Raw genomic sequence first — 23596 nt, 5'->3', positions numbered from 1 at the left:
TTACTTTTATATTATTCTTGAATGGAGATCCAAATTATAAAAAGATAAAATGAGATCAAGATGAAAAGAATATTATAGGTAATAGTAATATTTGTATACTAAAGGTAGGGAGGAATTAATTTGCAAAAAATTATTTATGTTGGTATTGGAGGATGCATAGGAGCATCAATTAGATATTTGATTACTATGCAATCATCAAAACTATTTAATTCAAATATTCCTTTAGGTACATTAATAGCAAATGTACTTGGAGGATTTCTTATAGGGGTAATAATGGAAATTAGTATGTCTACAAATTTGATATCTCCTAATTTAAAACTTTTTTTAACAACAGGTATTATGGGGGGATTAACAACATTTTCTACATTTAGTTATGAAACAATTAGTCTAATAAGCAATGGAAATTATTTGCTTGGAATTGGGAACGTTTTTCTTAATTTGTCTTTGAGTTTTGGCGGAGTTATCTTAGCTACATCATTATGTAAGATGATTCTCTAATAATATCTTGTGGAGGTATTGAAATGGAAAATCCTAATATTTTAATAGTAGAAGATGATCAAGAAATAAATAATTTAATTTGCAATGCTCTAAAAAGGGAGAACTATAATGTAGTCCAAGCTTTTGATGGAAGGCAAGCTCTTGAAAAGTATAATGAAAATTGTCAATTGGTTATACTTGATCTAATGCTTCCTTATGTTGATGGTATAGAGATCTTAAGAAAGATCAGGGAAAAAAGCACTTTGCCAGTTATTATTCTTTCAGCTAAAGATGAAGAAGCTGATAAAGTAATTGGACTTAGCATGGGTGCAGATGATTATATAATAAAACCATTTTCAGTAAGAGAACTACTAGCTAGAGTAAAAGCACAACTTAGAAGATCAGCGGATTACAATAATAGTGAAGTTCAAAATTCTATTTTACAATATGATGAGTTGAAATTAGATACTTTAAATTATAAAATATTTAAAAATGATCAAGAATTAAGTTTAACAAAAAAAGAATTTGAACTTTTAAAGTTATTTCTTTCTAATCCTAATAGAGTTTTTACAAAAGCACAAATATTTAATAGTGTTTGGGAAAATGAATATTTAAATGATGATAATACTGTAATGGTTCATATAAAAAGACTTAGAAATAAAATTGAAGATAATTCTAATAACCCTCAATATATAATGACTGTATGGGGAATTGGATATAAACTTGGTGAATGATATGAATACATTAAATTATATTTTAATAGCTATAATTTTAATTATTACAATAATAATAGTATCTTCATATAAAAAGTTGAATTACATATTCAAAACACTAGATGAAGTATTACAAGGAAATTTTAATCAAAGAATAAGGCTACAAAATCATATAAAGCCTATAAATATATTAAGTATAAAGATCAATAGTATAATTGAAAGACTTCAAAAGATAAATGAAGATAATAAAATAAGTGAAGAATCTAGAAAAAAGATGATATCTAATATATCACATGATCTTAGAACACCACTAACTTCAATGCTTGGATACATGGAACTTATACTTGATGATAATATTTTAAATAATAATCAAGTTTTAAATGATAACAATACTTTAGATAAGGATGAAATCTTAGATAGTAATAAATTAAGTGAGGAACAAAAGGAAGAATACTTAAAAATAGTTTATAGTAAAGGAAATTATTTATACAATTTAATGGAGGAATTTTTTCAAATTTCTAAGTTAGACTCAAATGATATTAAATTAGAAATCAAAGAAGTTAATATATCTGAAATTATAAGAGAAAATATTATTTCTTTTTTCAATGAAATAAAAAAGCTTAATATAGAACCTAAGATAAGTATTCCCAAAGAAGATATTTATGCGATTTCTGATGAAAAAGCATTAAATAGGATATTAAGTAATTTAATAAGTAATACATTAAAACATGGCTCAAAAGCTACAGTAATTGGAATTAGCTTAAATTGTGATGAAAAAAATATTTTTATAGATATATATGATAATGGTATTGGGATACCAGAAGCTGAAATAAATTATGTATTTGATAGATTATATACTGTGGAGAAGTCTAGAAAATTAGAGTTAAGGAGTAGTGGCCTTGGGCTTACTATAGTAAAGAAATTAGTGCAAGCTCTAGATGGAAGTATTTCTGTATACAGTATTCCTTTTGAAAAGACGGTATTTACCTTTACACTTCCTAAAAAATTAAAATAAGGCACCTTCAAAAAGAAAATAGGCAAACACAGTGATCTTGCTATTTTTTTTGATTGTGCCTTAAAGGTGGTTAAAATATTATATCTTAAATTTAGATACAAATTCGGATAGGTTATTAATACTGTCTTTAATAGAGTGTGTTTGTGTTGTTATATCGCTTGCCATTTCAACTACATCGGTTGTTTTTTCTGCTATAGTGGAAGTTCCTTCTGCGCCTTCATTGGTTGCTAAAGTTATTCCATTTAGTGATTCTACAATATTTCGCATAAGCTCTCCTATTTGTTGTGTTGACATACTAAAATCAGTAGATAAATTATAAATATCGTCAGCATCCTTATTGTACTTTTCACCTGTTTCTACCATTGAAATATAGTCATTTTTTACACGTTTATCAACAAATTCTAATATTTCACGGGAACTTGTTGCAAGATTTGCCACTGAAGTTAAGACTATTTCAGTTACATTTTGTATTTCATTTACAGTATTCGCTGAGTCTTCTGCAAGTTTTCTTATTTCATCTGCTACTACTGCAAAACTTTTTCCAGCCTCGCCAGCTCTAGCAGCTTCTATAGCAGCATTTAAGGCAAGAAGATTTGTTTGAGATGTAATCTGTAATATAGAATCGGATAGTACTTTAATTTGTTCAACTGCTTTTGACTTTTCTATTGCATCCCTTAGATTTATATTAGTTGATGAATAGATTTCATCTGCATTTTTTTGAGAAGTGATTGCAGTAGCTTTTATTTCATTTGCTCGATTACTTATGTCATTTGATGATAGAGCACTTTTCTTTGCCTTAGAGGCAATGCTTTCAATAGTATTTTGTATTTCTGTTGAGGTGGCATTCATTTCTTCAGTGGAGGCAGCAGTTTCTTCCATTCCAGCTGAAAGTTGTTCTGTTGTAGCAGATACATCTTGAATATGAAAAGATAATTTTGACATACTATCTTCAGTATTATTAATCAGGTTCTCAATATTAGATGATTCATTAATTACTGATGCTAAAGCTTCTCTTATTGATCTTTGCATTTTATCTAAAGCACGTAGCATTTCACCAATTTCATCCTTTTTATTTAATAAATTAGACGAAATATCCTTAGTAAAATCTCCAGTTGCAACTATGCCTAAATAATTTGTTGCAGTTTTTAATGAAAGCGTAATTGGTTTTACTATTAATATTGTAAGTATTATGCCAAGAATTATAGCTATAATTAAAATAGTTAAAAGTATTTTTATAGATTCTTTGTTGGCATTTTCTGTCTGTGAATATGTAGCATCAGCTTTGGCCAAATGAGATTTTAACAAAGCATTAGCAACACTTCGATACCCATCTAAAGTTTGTTCATTACTAGAAATATAATCATATATATCTTCAGCTTTAACATTTCCAGTTGAACACATCTCTCTTATTTTTGTACAAACTTTATTATATTCTCCTAAGTTTCCTTCAAGATTGGTAGCAGCATCTTGTTCATCTTTACCTAAATTCAATGCTTTATATGCAGTAATATTAGTGGCTATCCCTTTCAATTTTGTATCCATTTCGTCTGAAAACTTTTTTTGATTTTCTAAGTTACCATTATTTAAAGTTAAGTTAAGTAAATCATATTGACAAGTTCGTGCTTGAAGCCTCACATCATCCATTAGATTTATTGCTTTCATATCATCATTATACATTTTAGACAAGTTAGTATTTGAGTGTTGAGTAAAATAATAGCCGGTAGAACCGATAATAAAAGCGAATAATAATAATATTATTGATAAAAGTGTTATTTTGTAAAAAATTTTAAGATTTTTGAACATTTATTAATCCTCCTCGTATATGGTAAAAGATAATATCGTATTGATTTAAATTCTAAATTACCATCTTATATTATATTCGTAAAAGTTAAATAATAATGTACTATATGGTAGAATATTTTTTTATGTGGTTAATTAAAAAGGTGAATTTTGTAAAATATAAAGTGATTAAAATCAAGATAACCATCTGTGTAGAAAATATGTTAAAATATATATAAAATTTAAAGGGGTGAATTATTTGAAGTGCAACATATGTGGAGTGGAAATAAATGAAAAAAATTATAATTTTAATGAAGCAGCTTTTAATAATAAGAATTCTATAAATAATATCATATATTGCCCATTTTGTGGTGTGAGTGAGAGATACTTAGGTGAAGATGATGAAATTATTGCAGTAGAAAGTAATTTACTTAGCGAGAATGCTTTAAAAATTCTAGATCATGCTGTTAAACTTGAACTTTTTAATGGTGATTTTTACAATATGGCAACAAAGATGGCAAAGAGTCAAGAAGTTAAAAAAACATTTGAAGCATTAGCAAAAATAGAAATATTTCATTCAAAAATACATCAGAGACTAGGTGGATTTACTAAAACTCCAAATTTAAATAAAGTAAATTATGATAAATATGATAATGATAATGCGCTTTTAGAATTAGCAAAGCAAAAGGAAGAGCATGCTGTGTCCTTTTATGAAAAGTATAAGAATGAAGTTGATGATGCTAATTTATTTAAAATTTTTGAGGCGTTAGCAGATGTAGAGAAAGAACACATTATTCTGGTTGAAAAATAAGGCACATGAAAATATTTTAAAAGTTAAGGAATTTGTAAGAACACGGTAAAAGTGTTGTAAGGATTATGTTATATAGTTATATACATAGTCCTTTTGTGCGTTGCAAGCATAGTTATTAGCCATAGGACATATAGGCTGGCAAAATAAACAATATTTATAATGGAACAAGTATGATTAATGAATAATTGTAAATATAAAAAATTATGGAGGAATAAAAATGGAGTATATTTTAAAAACTTATAATTTAACTAAAAATTTTAAGAATTTTTCAGCAGTTAAAGATTTAAATATGAATATTAAACAAGGTGACATATATGGTTTTCTTGGAGAAAATGGTGCGGGTAAAACAACTACTATAAGAATGATCATGGGCCTTATGAAAGAGACTTCTGGTGAAATAGAATTATTTTCTGAAAAAGCATCAAAACAAAATAGAAATTTACTACAAAGAATTGGTTCTATGATAGAGTATCCAGGTTTTTATCCTAATTTAACAGCAGGAGAAAACTTGGAGATACATAGAAGAATGATGGGGATGCAAGATAAAAATTGTATAATGGATTCTTTGAAAATAACAGGAATACAAGATGTAAAAGATAAAAAAGTGAAGGAATTTTCTCTTGGCATGAAACAAAGACTTGGAATAGCTAGAGCTATTTTACATCATCCTGAATTTTTGATTTTGGACGAGCCTACTAATGGTCTTGATCCAAGTGGAATAAAAGAGATTAGAGAATTAATTTTAGATTTATGCCATACTCAAGGAATTACATTTCTAATATCAAGTCATATATTAAGTGAAATTCAGCAGATGGCAACTAAAATAGGAATAATTCATAAAGGAAAATTGCTTGAAGAAATAGAGTATGAAGAATTGCAAAAAAGAAATAGACATTACATTAATATAAAAGTTAATGATGATAAGAAAGCTTCAATTATATTGGAACAAAAACTTAATATAAAAGATTTTGTAGTATGGGAAAAAAATAATTTGAGAGTCTATGAAAATCTGCAGCAGGCTTCAAAAATAAATAACATATTAGTTTCAAATGATATATGCATAGATGAACTTTGCGTGAAAGTGGATAGCTTAGAGGATTATTTCTTAAGACTTACTGGAAAATAGAAAGCAGAATATTCGATAAAGTTACGTATTTATAATATTTATGATTAGGAGGGTGATTAATGTTTAACATAATATATTCAGAATTTATAAAGCTTAGAAAGTCGTTTATTTTTATAATAGCTTTAATTGGTGGAGTTTTAATGCCAGGTGTTCAGTTTGTAGGAGCTATAGGAACTGTGGCAGAGCATTATAATGAAATTCAACAAGTGTCAATAGAACCTTTTTTAAAAAGCTATATAGGAAATATAGAGGTGATGTCATTTCAATTTACATATATTATTATTTTTTCTTTAATAGCTGCTTATATTTTTTCAAGAGAGTTTACAGATAAAACATCAAATATCTTGTATACTTATCCAATTAGTAAAATCAAAATATTTATTGGCAAGTTTATTACAATATATATATTAATATTATTTGTATATATAATTCAATTTATAACTACATACTTAAGCTTGTATATAGCATGGGGGGAATTACCTTCAGCAGAGTTTATTAGTAATGATATGAAAGTAAATCTGTATTCTGTACTATTACAATTTTTATTAATACCTATACCTGTATTAATTGCAAATATTACTAAAAACATTATATTTCCAATTGTGTATGGAGTCTTAGGGGCTGTAATAGAGATGTTATTAATGGGAATTACAATAAAGGGGAGCATATATGGTCAATTCTGTCCTTTATTGTTACCATCTTTACCATTTTACCATTATCATATGGGAGATCCAATTGATTTTGTTATAACAAGTGGAAGTGCAGTAATTACTTTTGGTGTATTTATGTTTTTATGTATTTATCACTGTAGTAATGCAGATATAAATTAAGGTGTGGAGGGATTTATTTGTTAAATATAATATATTGTGAACTTTTAAAGTTAAAAAAATCTTATATAATTTATGTGGTTTTAATTGGTGGAATGTTTATGTCAATACTAATGAATTTAGTTATATTAGTAAGTGAGGAGAGAGTACGAACATTTGAAAGTTATTCATCTAACACGGAACATATAAATTTATTATTATTATATATAATTTTATTTTCTTTGATAGTTGGATATGTATTTTCTAGAGAGTTTACGGATAAAACTTCAAGCATATTATATACGTATCCAATATCTAGAATTAAAATTTTTATAGGCAAATTGATAACTATAGATATATTAATTTCGTTAGTTTATTTAGTTGAAATTATTTCTATATATTTAGGATATTATGTTTTATACCATACATTACCTGAACACACTTTTATAATTAGCCATATAAAATATAATATATATTCTTTAATTTTTCAGTTTCTATTAATTCCGATTCCTATATTAATTACGAATATAGGCAAGAATATCATGTTGCCAGTAGTATATGGAGTAGTAGGGACAATAGTGACAAACGTTATAGGAGAAAGTGATTTTTTAATTGCTAAGCATTTTCCTTTAGCAGTACCTTATAACTTTATTAAAAAATTATATTGGCCCAATTTGACTGACTTAAACTATAGTGTAATTAGTGGGATGTCATGCTTTATTATATCAATGATTATCTGCATTTATCAGTATAATAAAGATGACATTATTTAAAAAGCTGATTATATTTTAAGATAACTGAAATTTTATATTAAGGAGTTTAAAATGAAAAAAATTATAAAGATTAGTATATGTTTTATTTTAACTTTTCTAATACTACTTACTACTGGATGTGAAACACAGTATTTAGGTGGAGATAGAAATGCTAAATGGAAAAAAGACTTAGATTACTTACAAGCTGCATTACCTAAAAAACATGCGAATTTATTTTTCAAAATTAGTGAAGAGCAGTTTAATAAAGATATAGATGATTTGAAAAATTCCGTGGATAATTTAAATGATGATGAAATTATAGATGGAATTTATAAGATAGTTGGATCAGTAGGGGATGGACATACAAAAGTTATTAAGAAGTTTTCAAGGTCATACCCGTTCCAGTTTTATTATTTTAAAGATGGTGTATATACAATAGATACAATAGATGAATATAAAGAAGCCTTAAATTGTAAGTTAATAAAAATAAATGGACAAGATATAAAATCCATTGAAAATAGACTTTCACCTTTGATTGCTAATGAAAATGAAGAAACTATAAAAAAGGTTTTGCCTAATTACTTATTTAGACCAGAAATTCTTCATGGAGTTAAAATAGTAGATGATATAGATAAAGATGCTATTTTTACATTTGAAGATAGAAATGAAAAGATATTTGATTTAAATATACAATCAGTAGATTGTACTGTTGACAACGATTTAAAATTGATCATAAATAACGAATATGATGAATCTTATCCATTATATATGCAAAACGCTGATTTAAATTATTGGTATAAATATTTAGAAAAAGATAAGGTTTTGTATATCAAATATAATGCATGCGACGAGCAGGATGAAGCTGGAAAGCTGAGTGATTTCACTAATGAAATTTTGAACTTTATAGATAATAATAAAGTAGATAAGTTTGTAATTGATATGAGAGATAATCCTGGTGGAGGGCAAAATAAGTTAAATGCCATTATAGAAGGAATAAAGAATAATAAAATAAATAATAAAAATAATTTCTTTGTTATAGTTGGAAGGGGGACTTTTTCTGCACCTATTCTTGATGCAGTTAAATGGAGAGAAGAAACTAATGCTACTTTTGTTGGACAAGCAACTAGTGGGAAACCTAATCATTATGGAGTGGCTAAAAGCTTTGAACTTCCTAATTCAAAGTTAACTGTGCAATATTCTACAGAATATTGCAGACTATGTGATGATGAAAGTGATTCATTTATGCCTGATAAGGTAATTGAAATATCAATAGATGATTATGTAAATAAGAAAGATCCTGTTTTAGATTATATTATAGGAAGAAATAGTGAGTGATTAAAATAAAGGATACAATCTAGATAAGCAATTATCTATGCAATATTAAAAAGTAAAAAAGGAATATGAATCTCTATTATTATTTCCAGTTTAATATTTGGGATTGCATATTCTTAACCAATATCCAAGGATGGAATAAATTTAATATAAAGCCTAAAAGAATATCCTTGAATTTGAGAATTTTATATGTTATCATTAACAAGTATCAAAAATGGCGGTTAATAAAAGCCATTAATCAGTGGGGAATTTATATTCCACAAGATATTAATGCATAACAATATTATTAAATAAAATTTTTGAATTAAAATAGAAGCAATGATTAACATGGTTTGGCGTCCACAATGGGGACGGAGATTTTCTTTGATGAAAGTCTAGAGGTTCAAACCCTCAGCATTCCACCATTGCCATGCTAGATGGGGAGTCAGCGGTGCCCTGTAACCTGCAATCCGCTATAGCAGGATTTAATTCCTCGCTTAGGTATTAGCAATCTATAGTCTGACTTTTGTAAGTGGTGTTGAGGACTGGGTCCCACGCAATGAAAGTCCGTGAACCTCGTCAGATCCGGAAGGAAGCAGCGATAAGTGGATCCTTTCATGTGCCGTGGATCAATCTGGTCTGAGCTAACTGCAGAAGTAACGTATAGAGAACTAATATCAACGCGAGGTGCATGGTTTATTTTAATGTTTAATTACAATTAAGAATTTAAATTAGGTTATTCTTCAATAGGATTAACATAGGACACAGAATAGGTCACGCAATAGGATAAGAAAATGAGGGTATTTCATTTATGAAATACCCTCATTTTCTTTTCTTTTTTAATGAACTTAGACTCACATTTGTCACTTAACAGTATTTCTAAGGCAACCGATACCTTCAATTTCACATTCTACTACATCTGCAGCTTTTAAAAATCTAGGTGGGTCAAAGCCCATACCTACACCAGCAGGAGTTCCCATTGCAATAATGGTTCCAGCCTTTAAAGTAACTCCTTGAGATAATTCATGAATTACATCTTCAATAGAAGTGATCATAAGATCAGTTTTACTATTTTGTCTTAACTCTCCATTAACTCTAGAACATATTTGAAGTACTGGTGGATTTACAAATTCGTCTTTAGTAACAATGGAAGGACCCATTGGAGTAAAACCATCTAAGCTTTTACCAAAGTACCATTGCTTATGTCTTGTTTGCAAATTTCTTGCACTAACATCATTTATAATGGTATATCCAAAGACATAGTCATAAGCATCTTCTTTAGCTACATTTTTAGCATCTTTTTTAATTATCACTGCTAATTCTGCTTCATAATCTAAGCTATCAACAAGTTCTGCATAGCTAGGTATATAATCTCCATCACCCGTTGCAAGATTTACTCTTTTTGAAAAATAAACTGCATATGGTCTATCTCCTCCAAAAGCTTCTTTCTTATATCTTGCAGATTCTACTGCATGAGCCATGTAATTTATACCTAAACAAATAATATCTTGCTTAGGGTTAGGTATTGGAGCCATCTTACACACATCATTAATAGAAATAACTTCTTTAGTATCTTTTTCAAGTGCTATTTGCAATGTTTTCATTTCTTTATCTGTTATGTTTTCTATTAAATCATTCATGGTTTCATAATTTATACCAAGAGCTTTTATCGGATAAACTCCTTGCTCATTCTTAGTTAAAATTCCAACTTGTTCTTTATCTTCATACTTAAAAGTTATAATTTTCATATTAACCCCCGTTTATTAAGTTATTGCTAAATTCTTACTAAATCTACAAAAGTATAATGAAGTCCATTTTTTTCATCTATTAATTGATCTGATGTATATTCTGTTTTGAATTCATCATAATTAATTTCAGGGAAATATGTATCCCCTTCAAAAGTTTCATCTATTTTAGTTAGATAGATTTTTTGTGTATAAGGGAGAAGTTGCTTGTAAATTTCTGCACCACCAATTACAAAGATTTCATCTTCACATTTTGAATACTTTTCAAGCAATGAATTTAAATCATGAACTATAGTTACTTTATCTGAATCAACCTTAAAGCTTCTATCTCTAGTTATAACGATATGTTCTCTATTTGGCAAAATTCCAGGTAATGATTCAAATGTCTTTCTTCCCATAATCATTTTCTTGTTAGAAGTATTATTCTTAAATCTTTTTAAATCCTCTGAAAGATGCCATAGTAATTTATTATCTTTTCCAATAACATTATCTTTTGCAACAGCAACACTTATTGATATCATTTAATATTCCTCCTTTATACTGATACTTCCATCTTGATTGATTCATGATGTTCATAATCTTCAAGTTTTATATCATCTGGCGTAAAATCATAGAAATCTTTAACTTCAGGATTAATCCAAAGCTTTGGTGCAGTATATGCATCATTTTTTCTTGTTAATTGAAGTTTCATTCCTTCAATTTGATTTTCATATATATGAGCATTGTTTATAACATGAGTAAATAACCCAGGCTTAAGTCCAGTAACTTGAGCTAATAAATGAACTAGTACTGCATATTGACTTGTATTAAATGGAACTCCAAGTGGCCAATCACCACTTCTTTGTACAAGCATGCAGTTAAGTTTACCATCTGTTACATCCCACATTGTAAGGAAGCAACAAGGATACAATGCACCACCATCTAAATAGGGTATTTGCCATAAATTAAGCATCATTCTTCTGTCTTGAGGATTATTCTTTAAAGCCTCAATTAAATTATCGATTTGATTAAACTTTTTAACGATAAAACCATAAGAAGTTCCGATAGTACCATCTTCCATTTCCCATTCATCCCAGATCTTAACGTTTTGTGCTTGAAGATCCTTTACACTATTTGATTGATCTTTAAAAATCCATAAAAGCTCTTTAACAGCAGTTTTAAAAGCTACAAATTTTGTTGTTAGTATAGGAAATTCTTTTTCTAAATTAAATTGCATGATTTGATGAGGCAATTTATAAGTTGGCATTCCAGTTCTATTGTTATCAAAGTATCCATTTTCTAATATGTCATTAGCAATGGATAAGTATTTATCATCATATATACTCATTTTTATGTATTCCTCCAATTTTATTAGTTATATTTAAAATTATAATATTTTCTTTATCTATTTTAGCATACAAATTGGGTTAACAAAATTAAAAAAAGTTAATATGAATTCTAAATAATAAGACACTAAACATTTTTAGTTTTGAAATGTTTAATGTCTTATTATTTATTTTGTTATTTCGTCTATATTAATTACTAATCCGTCAAATACTTTACTAATATATGATTCGTTTATTGAAGGTTTAAATACACCAGATTCTAGATTGTATTGTATCATTTCTCCAGTTTGTTCAACTATTACATATTCTAATACACCATATTTTTGATATATTTGAAGTTTAGTTATATAATCATGTCCAGAATAGTTTGGTGAAACAACTTCAAATATTATTTTTGGAGGGGATACGAAGCTTTCTCCATTTTTTATAGCATCATCACACATTACAAAAACATCTGGAAACACATTTATTGTATCTTGAAGGTTATGAAATTTTAATTCTATTTGTTCTGTATATACTTTGCATTTACTATTATTAAAATAACTCATTAATTTGAATTGTATATTGTTTACTATTTCATTATGTTTTACTGAAGTTTTAGAATGAAGTATAACATCTCCATTGATAAATTCTATATTGTATTTATATTTGTACTGAAGCTTTTCAAATTCTTCTATAGTAAAAAATTTATCCTTTTCTAAATGCATTGTATCAACTCCTTTTTAGATAATTATATCATAGAAATAATATGTTATAATTGTAATACGCTAATATTAAGCTTTTATACTAATTATTTGCTTAATGGTGTATAATAAGTTTATATTCAAAGGAAAATAGAGAGGTGAGAGCCCGTGGGCTATACAGCACTATACAGAGAATGGAGACCAAGGACTTTTGAAGATGTTGTTGGGCAAGAACACATAACTACAACATTAAAAAATGAAATCCTAAATGATAGAATTGCACATGCTTATCTTTTTTGTGGAACAAGAGGAACAGGAAAAACATCTACTGCAAAAATAATGGCAAAGGCAGTAAATTGTCTTGATTTACATAATGGAGAGCCATGTAATAAGTGCAAAATGTGCATAAAGATAAATGAAGGATTAGCAATTGATGTAACAGAACTTGATGCAGCTTCTAATAATGGCATTGATAAAATTAGAGATATTATAGATGATACTAAATACCCACCACAAGAAGCTAAATATAAAATATATATAATGGATGAAGTTCATATGCTATCTGTTGGCGCGGTTAATGCATTTTTAAAGACTTTAGAAGAGCCACCTAAAAATGTAATATTTATATTGGCAACTACAGACCCTCAAAAATTGCCTATAACAATTCTATCTAGATGTCAAAGATTTGATTTTAAGAGAATAAATCAAAAAGTGATTTCGAATCTACTTAAAAAGATTACTGAATCTCAAAATATAAATTATGAACAAAAGAGTTTGGACTTAATTGCAAGGGTTTGTGACGGTGCACTGAGAGATGCAGTAAGTATATTAGATCAAGCAATTGCTATGGGAGAAAAACAAATTAATTATGAAGATTTAGTTAGTATATTAGGACTTGTAACTAACGAATATTTATTTGACATAACTTATGCAATTGTAGATAGAAGCATTGAAAAATGTATGATTATAATTGATAAGCTAGTTTATTCAGGTAAGGATATGCAACTGTTTATTAAAGATATAATAGCTCATTATAGAAATTTGCTCATGGTTAAGGTTACAAATAATCCAGAAGAAGTTTTAGATATGTCCCTTGAGAATATTTCAATGATTAAGGAACAAGGTCACAAAATAAGAGTAGAAGAAATAATGAGAGCTATTAGAATACTTCAAGATGCTGAGATGAATTCAAAAGCAAGTAAACAAAGTAGATTATATTTGGAGCTTGCTATTATAAAAATGTGTAAAATTGAGTATGATACTTCAAATGAAGTTATATTATCAAGAATAAATAAGCTTGAAGAATCATTAAAAAGTGGAAAAATACAAATCATTCAGGGTGAAACAACGGATGAAAATGTAAATTCTATAAATACTAAAATAGATAATACGTCAATTGAGGTAAATCAAATAAAAAAAACTATAACTAAAAATAATATCAATAATAGTAATAAAGTTAATTTCCAAGGAAATACTAATTCTACATTAACTCTTGATGATATTGGTAGAGTATGGACTGAAGTATTAGAAAAATTTAAAGCAAAAAGAGCAATGATTGTTTATGCTTCAATAGTTACAGCTAAACCGTATGGTTTTAAGGATGGAGTAGTTACGCTAGAATATGAAGCAATGTATGCATTTAATAAAGAAAGATTACAAAAATCAGAATATAGAGATATTGTAAATACTGTCTTTTCTGAGGTACTAAATGAAAAAATATTAGTAGATTATGTGGTAAAAAAAGATAAAGAACATAAAAATAAAGAAGAATTATTAAAGCAAACAATAGAAGGCGTACCCTTTGAAATATATGATGAATGATAGCAATTAACAATTAACAGTTAACAATTTACAATGTACAATAAAGGAACAAAGCCTTGCAGGCATTGAAAATATATATTTTTGAGAAACTTCAAAGGAAAAGTAAGAGTCCGAATCTCAGATTTGGTTCCTCGAACTTTCTCCAGGGAGCTTTCATCTTTAATTGTCAATTGTACATTGTCAATTGCAAGAAGTTGTTTTATAATTAAGAAATGAGATTCAAGAAAGAGGAGGATTTTTTTATGGCAAAAGGTGGATTTCCAGGCGGCTTCGGTGGCGGAAATATGAATAATCTTATGAAACAAGCGCAAAAAATGCAAAAGCAAATGGAAGATATGCAAAAGGACCTTGAAACGAAAGAGTTTGAAGCATCATCAGGTGGCGGTGCTGTATTAGTAAAGATAAATGGTAAAAAACAATTAACAGCAGTTAATATAAAGCCAGAAGTTGTAGATGCAGATGATGTAGAAATGCTTGAAGACTTAATAATGAGTGCAGTTAACGAAGTATTAAGAAAAGTAGAAGAAGAATCTGCAAACAAAATGGGTAAGTTAACAGGTGGAATGCCAGGCGGATTATTCTAGTAATAATGATGATAGTTAGCATACAGAATTGTTGGTTTATCCTTCAGTCTGTATGCTTTTATTATACGATGAAAGTATAGAAATTTTAAAGTTTGTAAGGTTTATATAAAAAATTAACAAAAGGAGACGTTAAAATTATGATGGATTTTTATCCAATAGCCATAGAAAGGTTAATAGAGGAATTTGCTAAATTGCCAAGTATAGGGCAAAAAACAGCTCAAAGATTAACATTATATATTTTGAATCTTCCAGATGATGAAGTAAGAGCATTTGCAAATGCATTAGTTAAAGCAAGAGGAACAATTAAGTATTGTTCTATATGTGGAAATTTTACAGATAAAGATCCATGTCCATTATGCGATAATCCTAATAGAGATAAGGGAACTATATGCGTTGTAGAGCAACCGAAGGATATTATGACAATGGAAAAGGTTAAAGAATATAATGGTGTATATCATGTATTGCATGGAAACATATCTCCAATGCAAGGAAGAGGACCTCAAGATATTAGAATTAGAGAGCTTGTTTCAAGAATGAGTGAAGACATAAAGGAAGTAATATTAGCAACTAATCCAAATATAGAAGGAGAAGCAACTGCTATGTATATATCCAAGGTACTTAAACCTCTTGATATTAAGGTAACTAGAATTGCATCGGGAATACCTGTTGGCGGCGATTTAGATTATGCTGATGAAGTTACATTATCTAAAGCTCTAGAGGGTAGAAAAGAACTTTAAAATTAAAAATATGTATATTCCTTCCTCAATATGGATAAAATAGTAACAAGAAGTTTTTGGAGGGATTTACATGAATAAAAAGAATATTGTAGAGCACCTGATGGATAAGACTGATGGCACAAATGTGTATGTGAAATTAATGGAAGATATGGAAATTGCAAAGATGGAAATAAATGTAGCACGTAGCATGTTTAATAATGTTAACGATGACAAATTGATAGAGGTAGCAATTTACTCAGAAAATGTTGCGAGAAAAAGATATGATTATTTATTAGCGATAGCAAGGGAAATAGGAATAAGTGTAGGATACGATTATATAATTGGAAAGAGTATAAAAATTGCGGAATAAACAAAATGGGGGAACTTAAACATGGATGGACAATCTCTAATATACGCATTGATAGGAATAGTAGTATTATTTCTGGTAATAAAATTATTAAAGTGGCCAATAAAAATAGTCATAAATGGGATAATAGGAGTTGTTATATTATATGTAGCAAATTTTATAATTGCAAATCTTGGTTTAGTTGGTATAAATACTAACTTCTCATTAGCGATTAATCCAATTACTGCTCTTATAGCAGGATTTTTCGGAGTCCCTGGTGTTATTGTATTAATAATAATAGGGCTGTTTCTGTAATCTAGTGTTAAGGAGATTCCAGAAAATAACAAGTTAGTATGCTAGTCTATTTTGCGTCATACTTCGTCGCTAAGGCTTACTAATAGCCTACTATGAGCAAGTCTTAGCTCCTTGTTTGACACAAAATATACATCGCATCTTTGACTTGTTATTTTCTTTCACCTCTCTTGGAGAAAATTAAGATATTACAAAATTCAATAGTAGTGAAAATAGTGCTTATTTGTTAAAAACATAAAAAGGAATTTTTTTATGTTTAATGAATAAGCACTTTTATTATTCTTAGTTTGTACTATGGGAGAACTCTTCATTAAAATTATGTTTAAATAAGCTCACATATGGTAGAATACATATATAAATGAAATTGATAACATAATTGCAAATGATAAATGAATTAGGGATGTGAAAGAAAATAACAAGTCAAAATAGACTAGCATACTGACTTGTTATTTCTTTGAACATCCCTTATAGGAAATAATTTATTAAAAGGGGAAAGTAAGAAGTGAAGAAGGAATTTCTCAAAAACATAATAATCGTAGGAATGACAACTTTAATAATAACAAATATGTATTGTATGCCAGTTTCGGCCAAATGGATTGATAATTCGAAAAACAATTGGAATTGGATAGAAAATGGAGTTAAGGCTACTGGATGGAAAGAAATCGATAAAGAGTGGTATTACTTTAATGAAAATGGAATAATGATTACTGGTTGGTTTAATGACAATGGAAAGTGGTACAACTTATCTAGCAGTGGAGTAATGGATATAGGTTGGAAACAGATTAATGGCAAGTGGTATCATTTTAATAAAGATGGAATAATGAGTATTGGTTGGATTGATGATAATGGTACTTGGTATTTTACTAATTCCGGCGGTGAAATGGAAACTGGAACTCTTGGAATTGATGGACAAGTCTACACTTTTTCAGATAGCGGAGCAATGATAAAAGGCAAGGAAACAATTCAAGGAATACAACCTGGAGCAACAGATGTAAGTAATGTAAAGACCGAAACAAAGGAGAAAGTTGATAAAAATGCTGGAAGTGATAAAGGTGATAGTAAAGTGCGTACAGCATATGTTACCACTAATAGTGACTCGTTAAATGTTAGATTAGAAGCAATAGTTTCTTCGGACATAATAGGAACTGTAGCTAAAAATGCAGAAATTAAAATTATAGATGTTGAGAAAAATGGATTTTATCCTATAATGGTAAATGAGAAAAAAGGATGGGTAAGTTCAACTTGGATTAGTTTTGAAAAGCCTAAAAACTCAAATATTAGCACAAATTCGAATAGTACATCTAATACAGAGATTGCTCCTATTATTACGAATAATATAGATCTAGAAGATGATTCATTAGGCAAAGATGCTATAAGGGATACGGAACCAAGTTTGAGTGATAAACATTATTATTCAGATGAGAATCTTTTCTATAAAATAAAATTGTCTCCGCCGTTTTCTAGTGGGGGAAATTTGATTAAAGGTAATTGCACATGGTATGCATGGGGACGCGCTTGGGAGATTACTGGAAGTAAACCAAATGATGCAGGCTTTATAGGTAATGCATATGAATGGTGGGAAGCAAATAAGAAAAGTGGCAAATATAAATATGGATCTGAACCTAGGGTTGGATCTATTGCAGTATGGAAATCCAACCTACCGAATTCCGGAGGGTGCGGACACGTTGCAGTTGTTGAAAAGATAAAGGATAATAAAATTTACATATCAGAGTCTATGTGGCATGGAGTAGTCTTCAAATATAGAGAAATATATGAAACAAATTACTTATATGGTTACATTTATTTAAACAAACCAAATTTTTAATTAAATACAATATAGACGCCAAGCTACTAAATCATACTAGAAGAGAGGTTAAGCAATGAAAAAGATGAAGAGATTAGGTGCGATAGCAAGTATATTAGTATTCCTATTAATGATGTATCCATCATCGTATAATAGTGTTATAGCATCTGAGATAGGATCTAATGTCGAAACCGCAAATAATAACGTAAGGTCACAAGATGATTTTTATGATGCAATAAATAGTAAGTGGCTTAATACAGCAAAAATTGAAAACGGAAAGTCAACGACCTCTACTTTTGATGATGTTGAAAAAAAAGTAACAAATCAGACAAAAGATATAATTAATCAATTATTAATTGATAAAGATAAATATAAGGAAAATAGTGACGAAAAGAAAATAATCAATGTATATAAAAATACACTAAATATAGAAGCAAGAAATAAAGATGGATTAAAACCAGTTGGAAAAATTTTAGATGAAATTAAGGCATCACAAACAATAGATGATATTACAAAGTTATGGGTTAATAAAGAAATAATAAATTCTACAATAAAGTTTTCTGTAAACAGAGATATACATGATGTTACAAATAACATATTGTATATAGCACCTACAGGACTTAGTTTAGGAGATTCAGATGAATATACTAATCCTATAGAGAGTACTGTTAGAAACAAAAAATTAACAGAAGATTTTTTCAATAAAATTTTGGTGTTAAGCGGATATACACAAGATGAAGCAAAAATTAAAGTAGATAATATGTTTAAATTTGAAGGAATGATAGCACCATCCATTATGGGCAAACAAGAAAAATTAACCACTTCAAATTTAATTAATTCTGTTTACAATGTTTATACTTTAGATGAACTTAATAATTTAGCGCCAAATTTAAACTTACCATCAATTATGAGTTCTTTAGGTTTAGATAAAGCAAATAAAATTGTTTTACAAGATCCGAGGTGGTTAGAGGCATTCAATAAAATATATACACAAGAAAATTTGCCTCTTATAAAGAACTATATAGAAATGGTTAATTTGATTTTTGCATCAGGTTATTTAAATGAAGATTTTCAGAATGCTAATAAAGAATATGAAAGTAACCTACTTGGAATAAAGGGAGCTGTATCAAAAGAAGAAGATGCTGTAGATACAGTAAGCTCTATGATGGGGATGGCTGTTGGAAAGATTTATGCAGAAAGATATGTTTCTAAAGAGACAAAAGAAGATGTGGAAAACATAACTAAAGAAATTGTAGAAACATATAAAAAACAAATTCAAAACCTTGATTGGATGAGTTCATCAACTAAGAAAAATGCTATTGATAAATTAGATAAATTAAACGTCCAAATAGGGTATCCAAAAGAGTGGGTTAACTATTCAAAAATAAGTATTAAATCTTATGAAGAAGGAGGTTCACTTTTTCAAAATATTATGAACTTAAGGATTTTTCAAAGTAATGAGATGCTTAGCAGAATAAACCAACCAGTGGATGAAAAACAAAATGGTTTTAAACCTCAAACAGTTAATGCATATTATAGTGCAAATGAAAATTCAATTATTATCCCAGGGGGAATTATCCAGGGTCATTTTTATAATTTAAATGCAACTAGAGAAGTCAATCTAGGTGGGATTGGCGCTATTATTGGTCATGAAATTAGCCATGCATTTGATAATACGGGTGCACAATATGATGCAGATGGAAATCTTAATAATTGGTGGACTGAAAAAGATTATGCGCAATTTACACAAAAAGCTTATAAAATAGCAGGTTTTTACGGTGGAATAGAAGCTTTGCCAGGAGAAAAAATTAATGGTTATCTTACAGTTGGGGAGAATATTGCTGATATTGGAGGCGTATCTTGTCTTTTGAAAATATTAAACAAAATGGACAAGCCTGATTACAAGGTATTTTTTGAAAGCTATGCAACTACTTGGCGTCAAATAACAACTAAAGAATATGAGGAGTATGCCCTAAGCATAGATGTTCATTCACCTAATAAATTTAGAGTAAATGCAGTGCTTCCACAATTTCAAGAATTCTATGACACATATGGAATTACAGAAAAAGATGGTATGTATGTTAAGCCAGAAGATAGACTTGGAATTTGGTAAAGAAATTTGACAATAATAGTTATACTTTAAAACTATTTAGCAAAAATAATAGATAGCCTTTTTAAAAGGCTATCTATTTCAGATTGTAGTTCTTATAAGTTATCTATTTCCTGGCACGATATTACTCCAATTAGAAATGAATAAATACAATATCCATATAACAAATGCAATTTCAATTGAGGAAATAATTTTAAGTATTAGTCGTGACTTAGATTTCAATTTTTTATCTAATATAATATTTACACTATCTTTTAAGTATTCAAAAATAATATCAAAATTTTTAATACCATATTGAAGTGTCCTTTTATGTCCGTTCATATGTTCAACTGTCAAATAGAAATATTCCTTTTCTTTATATAAATGTACTTCTTGCTTTATCTCGAAATAATTAGAATATTGCAAATAACCTGTTACCTCTGCTAAAAGAAACCTTTTATTTGTTCTTATCAAAATACAATTAGAACTCCATCCTAATATAGGATTAGCAATTGCAGAGCCAAATCCAGCAAATACAAGTCTTGTTGAATCACTTGTATAGTCTCTACCTACAAAATAAAATTCTATTTCTTCATTAGCATCTAATTTTTCTTTTAGATCTTTTAATAAATCAGCCATTAACATTTTCCAGAGTGTATTCGTCTGTCTTTTTTTCGCTCTTTCTAACATATCATTATTTACTTCTATTTTTTCTATTTCATCTATTTCACTTTGTGAAAGAAATTCATTGTTATTCATAAATATCCTCCCTTCTACAGTTCTTATTTCCCCATAGGTTTTTCAGTTTATCCCGCAGTCTACTTAATCTTTTATATAATACATTTTCATTGATAAGATAATATTCACATAATTCCTTTGTTGAAAGATCTAATACATATTTCTTAATAAATAAGGTCTTTTCTGTCTCAACTAATCTATTTATAATGTCATTAATTTCAGTTGGTAGTTCTTCTTTTAGATATTCATCCTCTGCACTCTTATTTTCACTAATATGTCCATTAAGTTCTACTTCATTGTAATATTTTTTGATTTTTCTTTTATAATCTAATGATTTATTTTTAGCTATACACATAACCCAATTTCTAAAAGGACATTCAAATTTGAATGTGTCACTCTTTTTAGAAACTTGCATTATAACATCATCAAAGCATTCGTCAATATAATCTTTATCTTGAGATTCTTTTAAGACATATGAAATTGTTTTTAATATATCCGTTGAATATACATCAACAAATTCTTGAAAAGCCTTTACATCCTTAGATATTAGGCCTTTTACTAATTCTGCTTCAAGCATACATTGTTCCTCCTTGTTTTTATTTATACTTTATAGACGTTTTAATTATTATGTTTTCTGACATATATATAATTTTACAATTTATCTTTCTCTCATTATAAATTTAATCGTACTAATATGGAATTTTATTATATAAATTTGACATTCACGAGCTTTGAGTTAATATTAAGTTAGTATATTAAGGCACAATCAAAAAATATCAAGTCCATTTGCCAGCCTATTTTCCATTATAAGTGAAGCTCGACTCGCTACGCTCACTGAGTAAGCGATTCACACCAAATCATAGATTTGGGTTCACTGCTCACGTCGGCAAATTGACCTAATAGGCCTGCTATGAGGGCAATTCGTCTCCTTGCTTGATGAAAAATATTCATGGCAACTTTGGACTTGTTATTTATTTTCATGTGCCTAAAATTAAAGGAGTAGTGAGATTATTATGCCAGCAGGAAATGGAGTAAACTGTGGAGATTGCACAGAAATAAAACAAGGAAAATGTAACGGTGGAGATTTAACTTGTTTATGTTATAAATGCCCAAGAAAATTAGCTCAATGTATGTGTGTTAAGTATTGTAGAGAAACTGAATCAGTATTATATTTTGATGATGAAGATAATTAAATATAAGATAAAAAATTAATATGACAAAAAATTAGGGGATATATTTCTATTATATAGAAATAGCCCCCCTTTGATTATCAAAAAATCATAAAAATTAAAAAGTATCTTTTTTATAATTTTTAGCATCATATAGAATGTATATATGAAAATATAAATTTGGAAGAATCCACAAAAGTAAAGAATAATAATTGTAGAAATTTGTATTATCTAATTCAAATAAAATATTGACACTTATAGATAAAAATATTATTATTATAATGTTGTATTGATAATAAGTTAAATATTATTACTAAAAAATTTAATATTAATAAAAAAAGTAACAAAGGAGTTATTAGACAGTTTTGATGTGTTTAATGACTCCATTAATATATTAAATATACTAAACCAATATGGAACCGCTTTCGGTAAAAATAAAAGAAATATATCAAAACAACACTTTTGACTCAATTATATATTCTTCAATTATTTAATAAATTAATATATAAACCAACATACAAACGTAAAAAGAAGGAGAGGGACACATGTATAAATATATTGGAAAAAGATTTGTTACAAGCCTATTAACAATATGGGTTGTAATAACAGTAACATTTTTTCTAATGAGGCTTATGCCAGGAGGCCCATTTGATGGAGAAAAGTTAACACCGCAAATTAGAGCAAATATAGAGGCGAAATATGGACTTGATAAACCTTTATCAATGCAATATGTAATGTACATGGGCAACTTAGTTAAAGGAGACTTCGGTGAATCGATGGTTTTCAAAGGTAGACAAGTATCGGAAACTATAGGTAAGTCGTTTCCAGCATCTGCAGAACTAGGTATAATAGCAGTACTTATTGCATTAATAGGAGGTATACTTCTAGGAACACTAGCAGCACTTAAAAATGGAAGATGGCCAGATAGGGTGGTAGTATTTGTTGCAACACTTTGTATTACAATACCAAGTTTCGTAATAGGTGCAGTTTTAATTTATATATTAGGTGTTAAATTTACATTACTACCTCCAACAGGATTTGGTGAGTGGAAAAATGATATAATGCCATGTATAGCACTATCAGCAGCATCATTATCGTTTATTACAAGACTTACAAGGAGTAAGTTGATAGATGTGTTAAAGTCAGATTATATAAGAACTGCAAAAGCGAAAGGTTTAAGCAAGAGTACTATTGTATTTAAACATGCATTAAGAAATTCATTAATACCAATTGTTACATATGTTGGGCCTTTAACAGCGTCTATATTAACAGGAGGATTTGTTACAGAAAAGATTTTTGCAATTCCTGGACTTGGTAATGAATTTGTACAATCAGTTACAAATAGAGATTATAGCATGTTACTAGGAGTAACAGTCTTTTATTGTACAATGTTAATATTCTTCACTTTTTTTGTTGATATATTATATATATTAATTGATCCAAGAATAAAATTACAAGATGCGGAAGCTTAGGG

24 protein-coding genes and 1 other RNA gene are annotated in these 23596 nt (G+C 28.4%); 18 read left to right on the top strand and 7 right to left on the bottom strand.

Going from position 1 to position 23596, the window contains the following annotated elements:
* Nucleotides 1-120: 120 nt before the first annotated feature.
* The 3 genes from crcB to psyc5s11_RS26540 are packed head-to-tail and all read left to right on the top strand — an operon-like array spanning nt 121 to nt 2205.
* A complete protein-coding gene (gene crcB, locus psyc5s11_RS26550) occupies nt 121-498 on the top strand; it encodes a fluoride efflux transporter CrcB (protein WP_224035437.1) in 378 nt (125 codons plus the stop codon).
* A 23-nt stretch (nt 499-521) separates the two neighbouring features.
* Nucleotides 522-1211, top strand: coding sequence for a response regulator transcription factor (locus tag psyc5s11_RS26545; RefSeq protein WP_224035436.1), 690 nt, complete (start codon nt 522-524; stop codon nt 1209-1211).
* A 1-nt stretch (nt 1212) separates the two neighbouring features.
* Entirely contained in the window at nt 1213-2205 is a 993-nt protein-coding gene (locus psyc5s11_RS26540) for a sensor histidine kinase (RefSeq protein WP_224035435.1), read from the top strand.
* A gap of 78 nt (nt 2206-2283) precedes the next feature.
* Here the strand turns inward: psyc5s11_RS26540 and psyc5s11_RS26535 are convergent, their stop codons facing one another.
* Entirely contained in the window at nt 2284-4008 is a 1725-nt protein-coding gene (locus psyc5s11_RS26535; protein WP_224035434.1) for a HAMP domain-containing methyl-accepting chemotaxis protein, read from the bottom strand.
* Between the two features lie 235 nt (nt 4009-4243).
* On the opposite strand from psyc5s11_RS26535, the gene psyc5s11_RS26530 reads away from it, so the two are divergent.
* From psyc5s11_RS26530 to ffs, 6 genes are all read left to right on the top strand, one after another.
* Nucleotides 4244-4795 (top strand): ferritin family protein, encoded by a 552-nt coding sequence (locus tag psyc5s11_RS26530; protein ID WP_224035433.1) that lies wholly within the window; start codon nt 4244-4246, stop codon nt 4793-4795.
* A 217-nt stretch (nt 4796-5012) separates the two neighbouring features.
* The gene (locus psyc5s11_RS26525; protein WP_224035432.1) at nt 5013-5921 is read left to right on the top strand and encodes an ABC transporter ATP-binding protein; all 909 of its coding nucleotides are present in this window, start codon (nt 5013-5015) and stop codon (nt 5919-5921) included.
* A 59-nt stretch (nt 5922-5980) separates the two neighbouring features.
* Nucleotides 5981-6751 (top strand): ABC transporter permease, encoded by a 771-nt coding sequence (locus psyc5s11_RS26520; protein WP_224035431.1) that lies wholly within the window; start codon nt 5981-5983, stop codon nt 6749-6751.
* 17 nt (nt 6752-6768) lie between these two features.
* Entirely contained in the window at nt 6769-7500 is a 732-nt protein-coding gene (locus psyc5s11_RS26515) for an ABC transporter permease (protein WP_224035430.1), read from the top strand.
* A gap of 51 nt (nt 7501-7551) precedes the next feature.
* A complete protein-coding gene (locus psyc5s11_RS26510) occupies nt 7552-8814 on the top strand; it encodes a S41 family peptidase (protein WP_224035429.1) in 1263 nt (420 codons plus the stop codon).
* Between the two features lie 404 nt (nt 8815-9218).
* Nucleotides 9219-9485, top strand: an RNA gene (gene ffs / locus psyc5s11_RS26505) — signal recognition particle sRNA large type.
* 168 nt (nt 9486-9653) lie between these two features.
* On the opposite strand, the gene psyc5s11_RS26500 is transcribed toward ffs, so the two are convergent.
* The 4 genes from psyc5s11_RS26500 to psyc5s11_RS26485 form a co-directional block, all read right to left on the bottom strand.
* Nucleotides 9654-10538 carry a fumarylacetoacetate hydrolase family protein gene (locus tag psyc5s11_RS26500; RefSeq protein ID WP_224035428.1) on the bottom strand — a complete coding sequence of 295 codons (885 nt, stop codon included), beginning with the start codon at nt 10536-10538 and terminating at the stop codon, nt 9654-9656.
* A gap of 26 nt (nt 10539-10564) precedes the next feature.
* Nucleotides 10565-11056, bottom strand: a complete 492-nt coding sequence (locus tag psyc5s11_RS26495) for a dihydrofolate reductase (RefSeq protein WP_224035427.1) — start codon at nt 11054-11056, stop codon at nt 10565-10567.
* Between the two features lie 14 nt (nt 11057-11070).
* Nucleotides 11071-11862, bottom strand: a complete 792-nt coding sequence (locus tag psyc5s11_RS26490) for a thymidylate synthase (protein ID WP_224035426.1) — start codon at nt 11860-11862, stop codon at nt 11071-11073.
* A 165-nt stretch (nt 11863-12027) separates the two neighbouring features.
* Nucleotides 12028-12567, bottom strand: a complete 540-nt coding sequence (locus psyc5s11_RS26485; RefSeq protein ID WP_224035425.1) for a Uma2 family endonuclease — start codon at nt 12565-12567, stop codon at nt 12028-12030.
* Nucleotides 12568-12711: 144 nt separating this feature from the next.
* Between psyc5s11_RS26485 and dnaX the strand changes: the two genes are divergently transcribed.
* The 7 genes from dnaX to psyc5s11_RS26450 all read left to right on the top strand — a co-directional run bounded on the left by dnaX (nt 12712) and on the right by psyc5s11_RS26450 (nt 20239).
* On the top strand, nt 12712-14364 hold the full coding sequence (gene dnaX, locus psyc5s11_RS26480) for a DNA polymerase III subunit gamma/tau (protein WP_224035424.1): 1653 nt from the start codon (nt 12712-12714) through the stop codon (nt 14362-14364).
* A gap of 242 nt (nt 14365-14606) precedes the next feature.
* Complete coding sequence (locus psyc5s11_RS26475; RefSeq protein WP_224035423.1) at nt 14607-14948, top strand: YbaB/EbfC family nucleoid-associated protein; 342 nt, start codon at nt 14607-14609, stop codon at nt 14946-14948.
* Between the two features lie 140 nt (nt 14949-15088).
* The gene (gene recR / locus psyc5s11_RS26470) at nt 15089-15685 is read left to right on the top strand and encodes a recombination mediator RecR (protein WP_224038271.1); all 597 of its coding nucleotides are present in this window, start codon (nt 15089-15091) and stop codon (nt 15683-15685) included.
* Between the two features lie 70 nt (nt 15686-15755).
* Nucleotides 15756-16034, top strand: a complete 279-nt coding sequence (locus psyc5s11_RS26465) for a YaaL family protein (RefSeq protein WP_224035422.1) — start codon at nt 15756-15758, stop codon at nt 16032-16034.
* A 21-nt stretch (nt 16035-16055) separates the two neighbouring features.
* A complete protein-coding gene (locus psyc5s11_RS26460; protein WP_224035421.1) occupies nt 16056-16325 on the top strand; it encodes a pro-sigmaK processing inhibitor BofA family protein in 270 nt (89 codons plus the stop codon).
* Between the two features lie 499 nt (nt 16326-16824).
* On the top strand, nt 16825-18147 hold the full coding sequence (locus psyc5s11_RS26455; RefSeq protein WP_224035420.1) for a CHAP domain-containing protein: 1323 nt from the start codon (nt 16825-16827) through the stop codon (nt 18145-18147).
* A 55-nt stretch (nt 18148-18202) separates the two neighbouring features.
* Entirely contained in the window at nt 18203-20239 is a 2037-nt protein-coding gene (locus tag psyc5s11_RS26450) for a M13-type metalloendopeptidase (protein ID WP_224035419.1), read from the top strand.
* A gap of 99 nt (nt 20240-20338) precedes the next feature.
* Here psyc5s11_RS26450 and psyc5s11_RS26445 read toward each other — a convergent pair whose 3' ends face one another.
* Entirely contained in the window at nt 20339-20974 is a 636-nt protein-coding gene (locus tag psyc5s11_RS26445) for a hypothetical protein (RefSeq protein WP_224035418.1), read from the bottom strand.
* Nucleotides 20967-21530 (bottom strand): sigma-70 family RNA polymerase sigma factor, encoded by a 564-nt coding sequence (locus psyc5s11_RS26440; protein WP_224035417.1) that lies wholly within the window; start codon nt 21528-21530, stop codon nt 20967-20969. Before psyc5s11_RS26440 ends, psyc5s11_RS26445 begins: the two co-directional genes overlap by 8 nt.
* Nucleotides 21531-21966: 436 nt before the next feature.
* On the opposite strand from psyc5s11_RS26440, the gene psyc5s11_RS26435 reads away from it, so the two are divergent.
* Both psyc5s11_RS26435 and psyc5s11_RS26430 read left to right on the top strand, forming a co-directional pair.
* Nucleotides 21967-22146, top strand: coding sequence for a hypothetical protein (locus tag psyc5s11_RS26435; RefSeq protein WP_224035416.1), 180 nt, complete (start codon nt 21967-21969; stop codon nt 22144-22146).
* 521 nt (nt 22147-22667) lie between these two features.
* A complete protein-coding gene (locus psyc5s11_RS26430) occupies nt 22668-23594 on the top strand; it encodes an ABC transporter permease (protein WP_224035415.1) in 927 nt (308 codons plus the stop codon).
* Nucleotides 23595-23596: the final 2 nt, after the last annotated feature.

Source organism: Clostridium gelidum, from assembly GCF_019977655.1.
GTDB lineage: Bacteria > Bacillota > Clostridia > Clostridiales > Clostridiaceae > Clostridium > Clostridium gelidum.
Note: the sequence above shows the minus strand (reverse complement) of the source record. Positions and strands in the feature narration are given on the sequence as shown.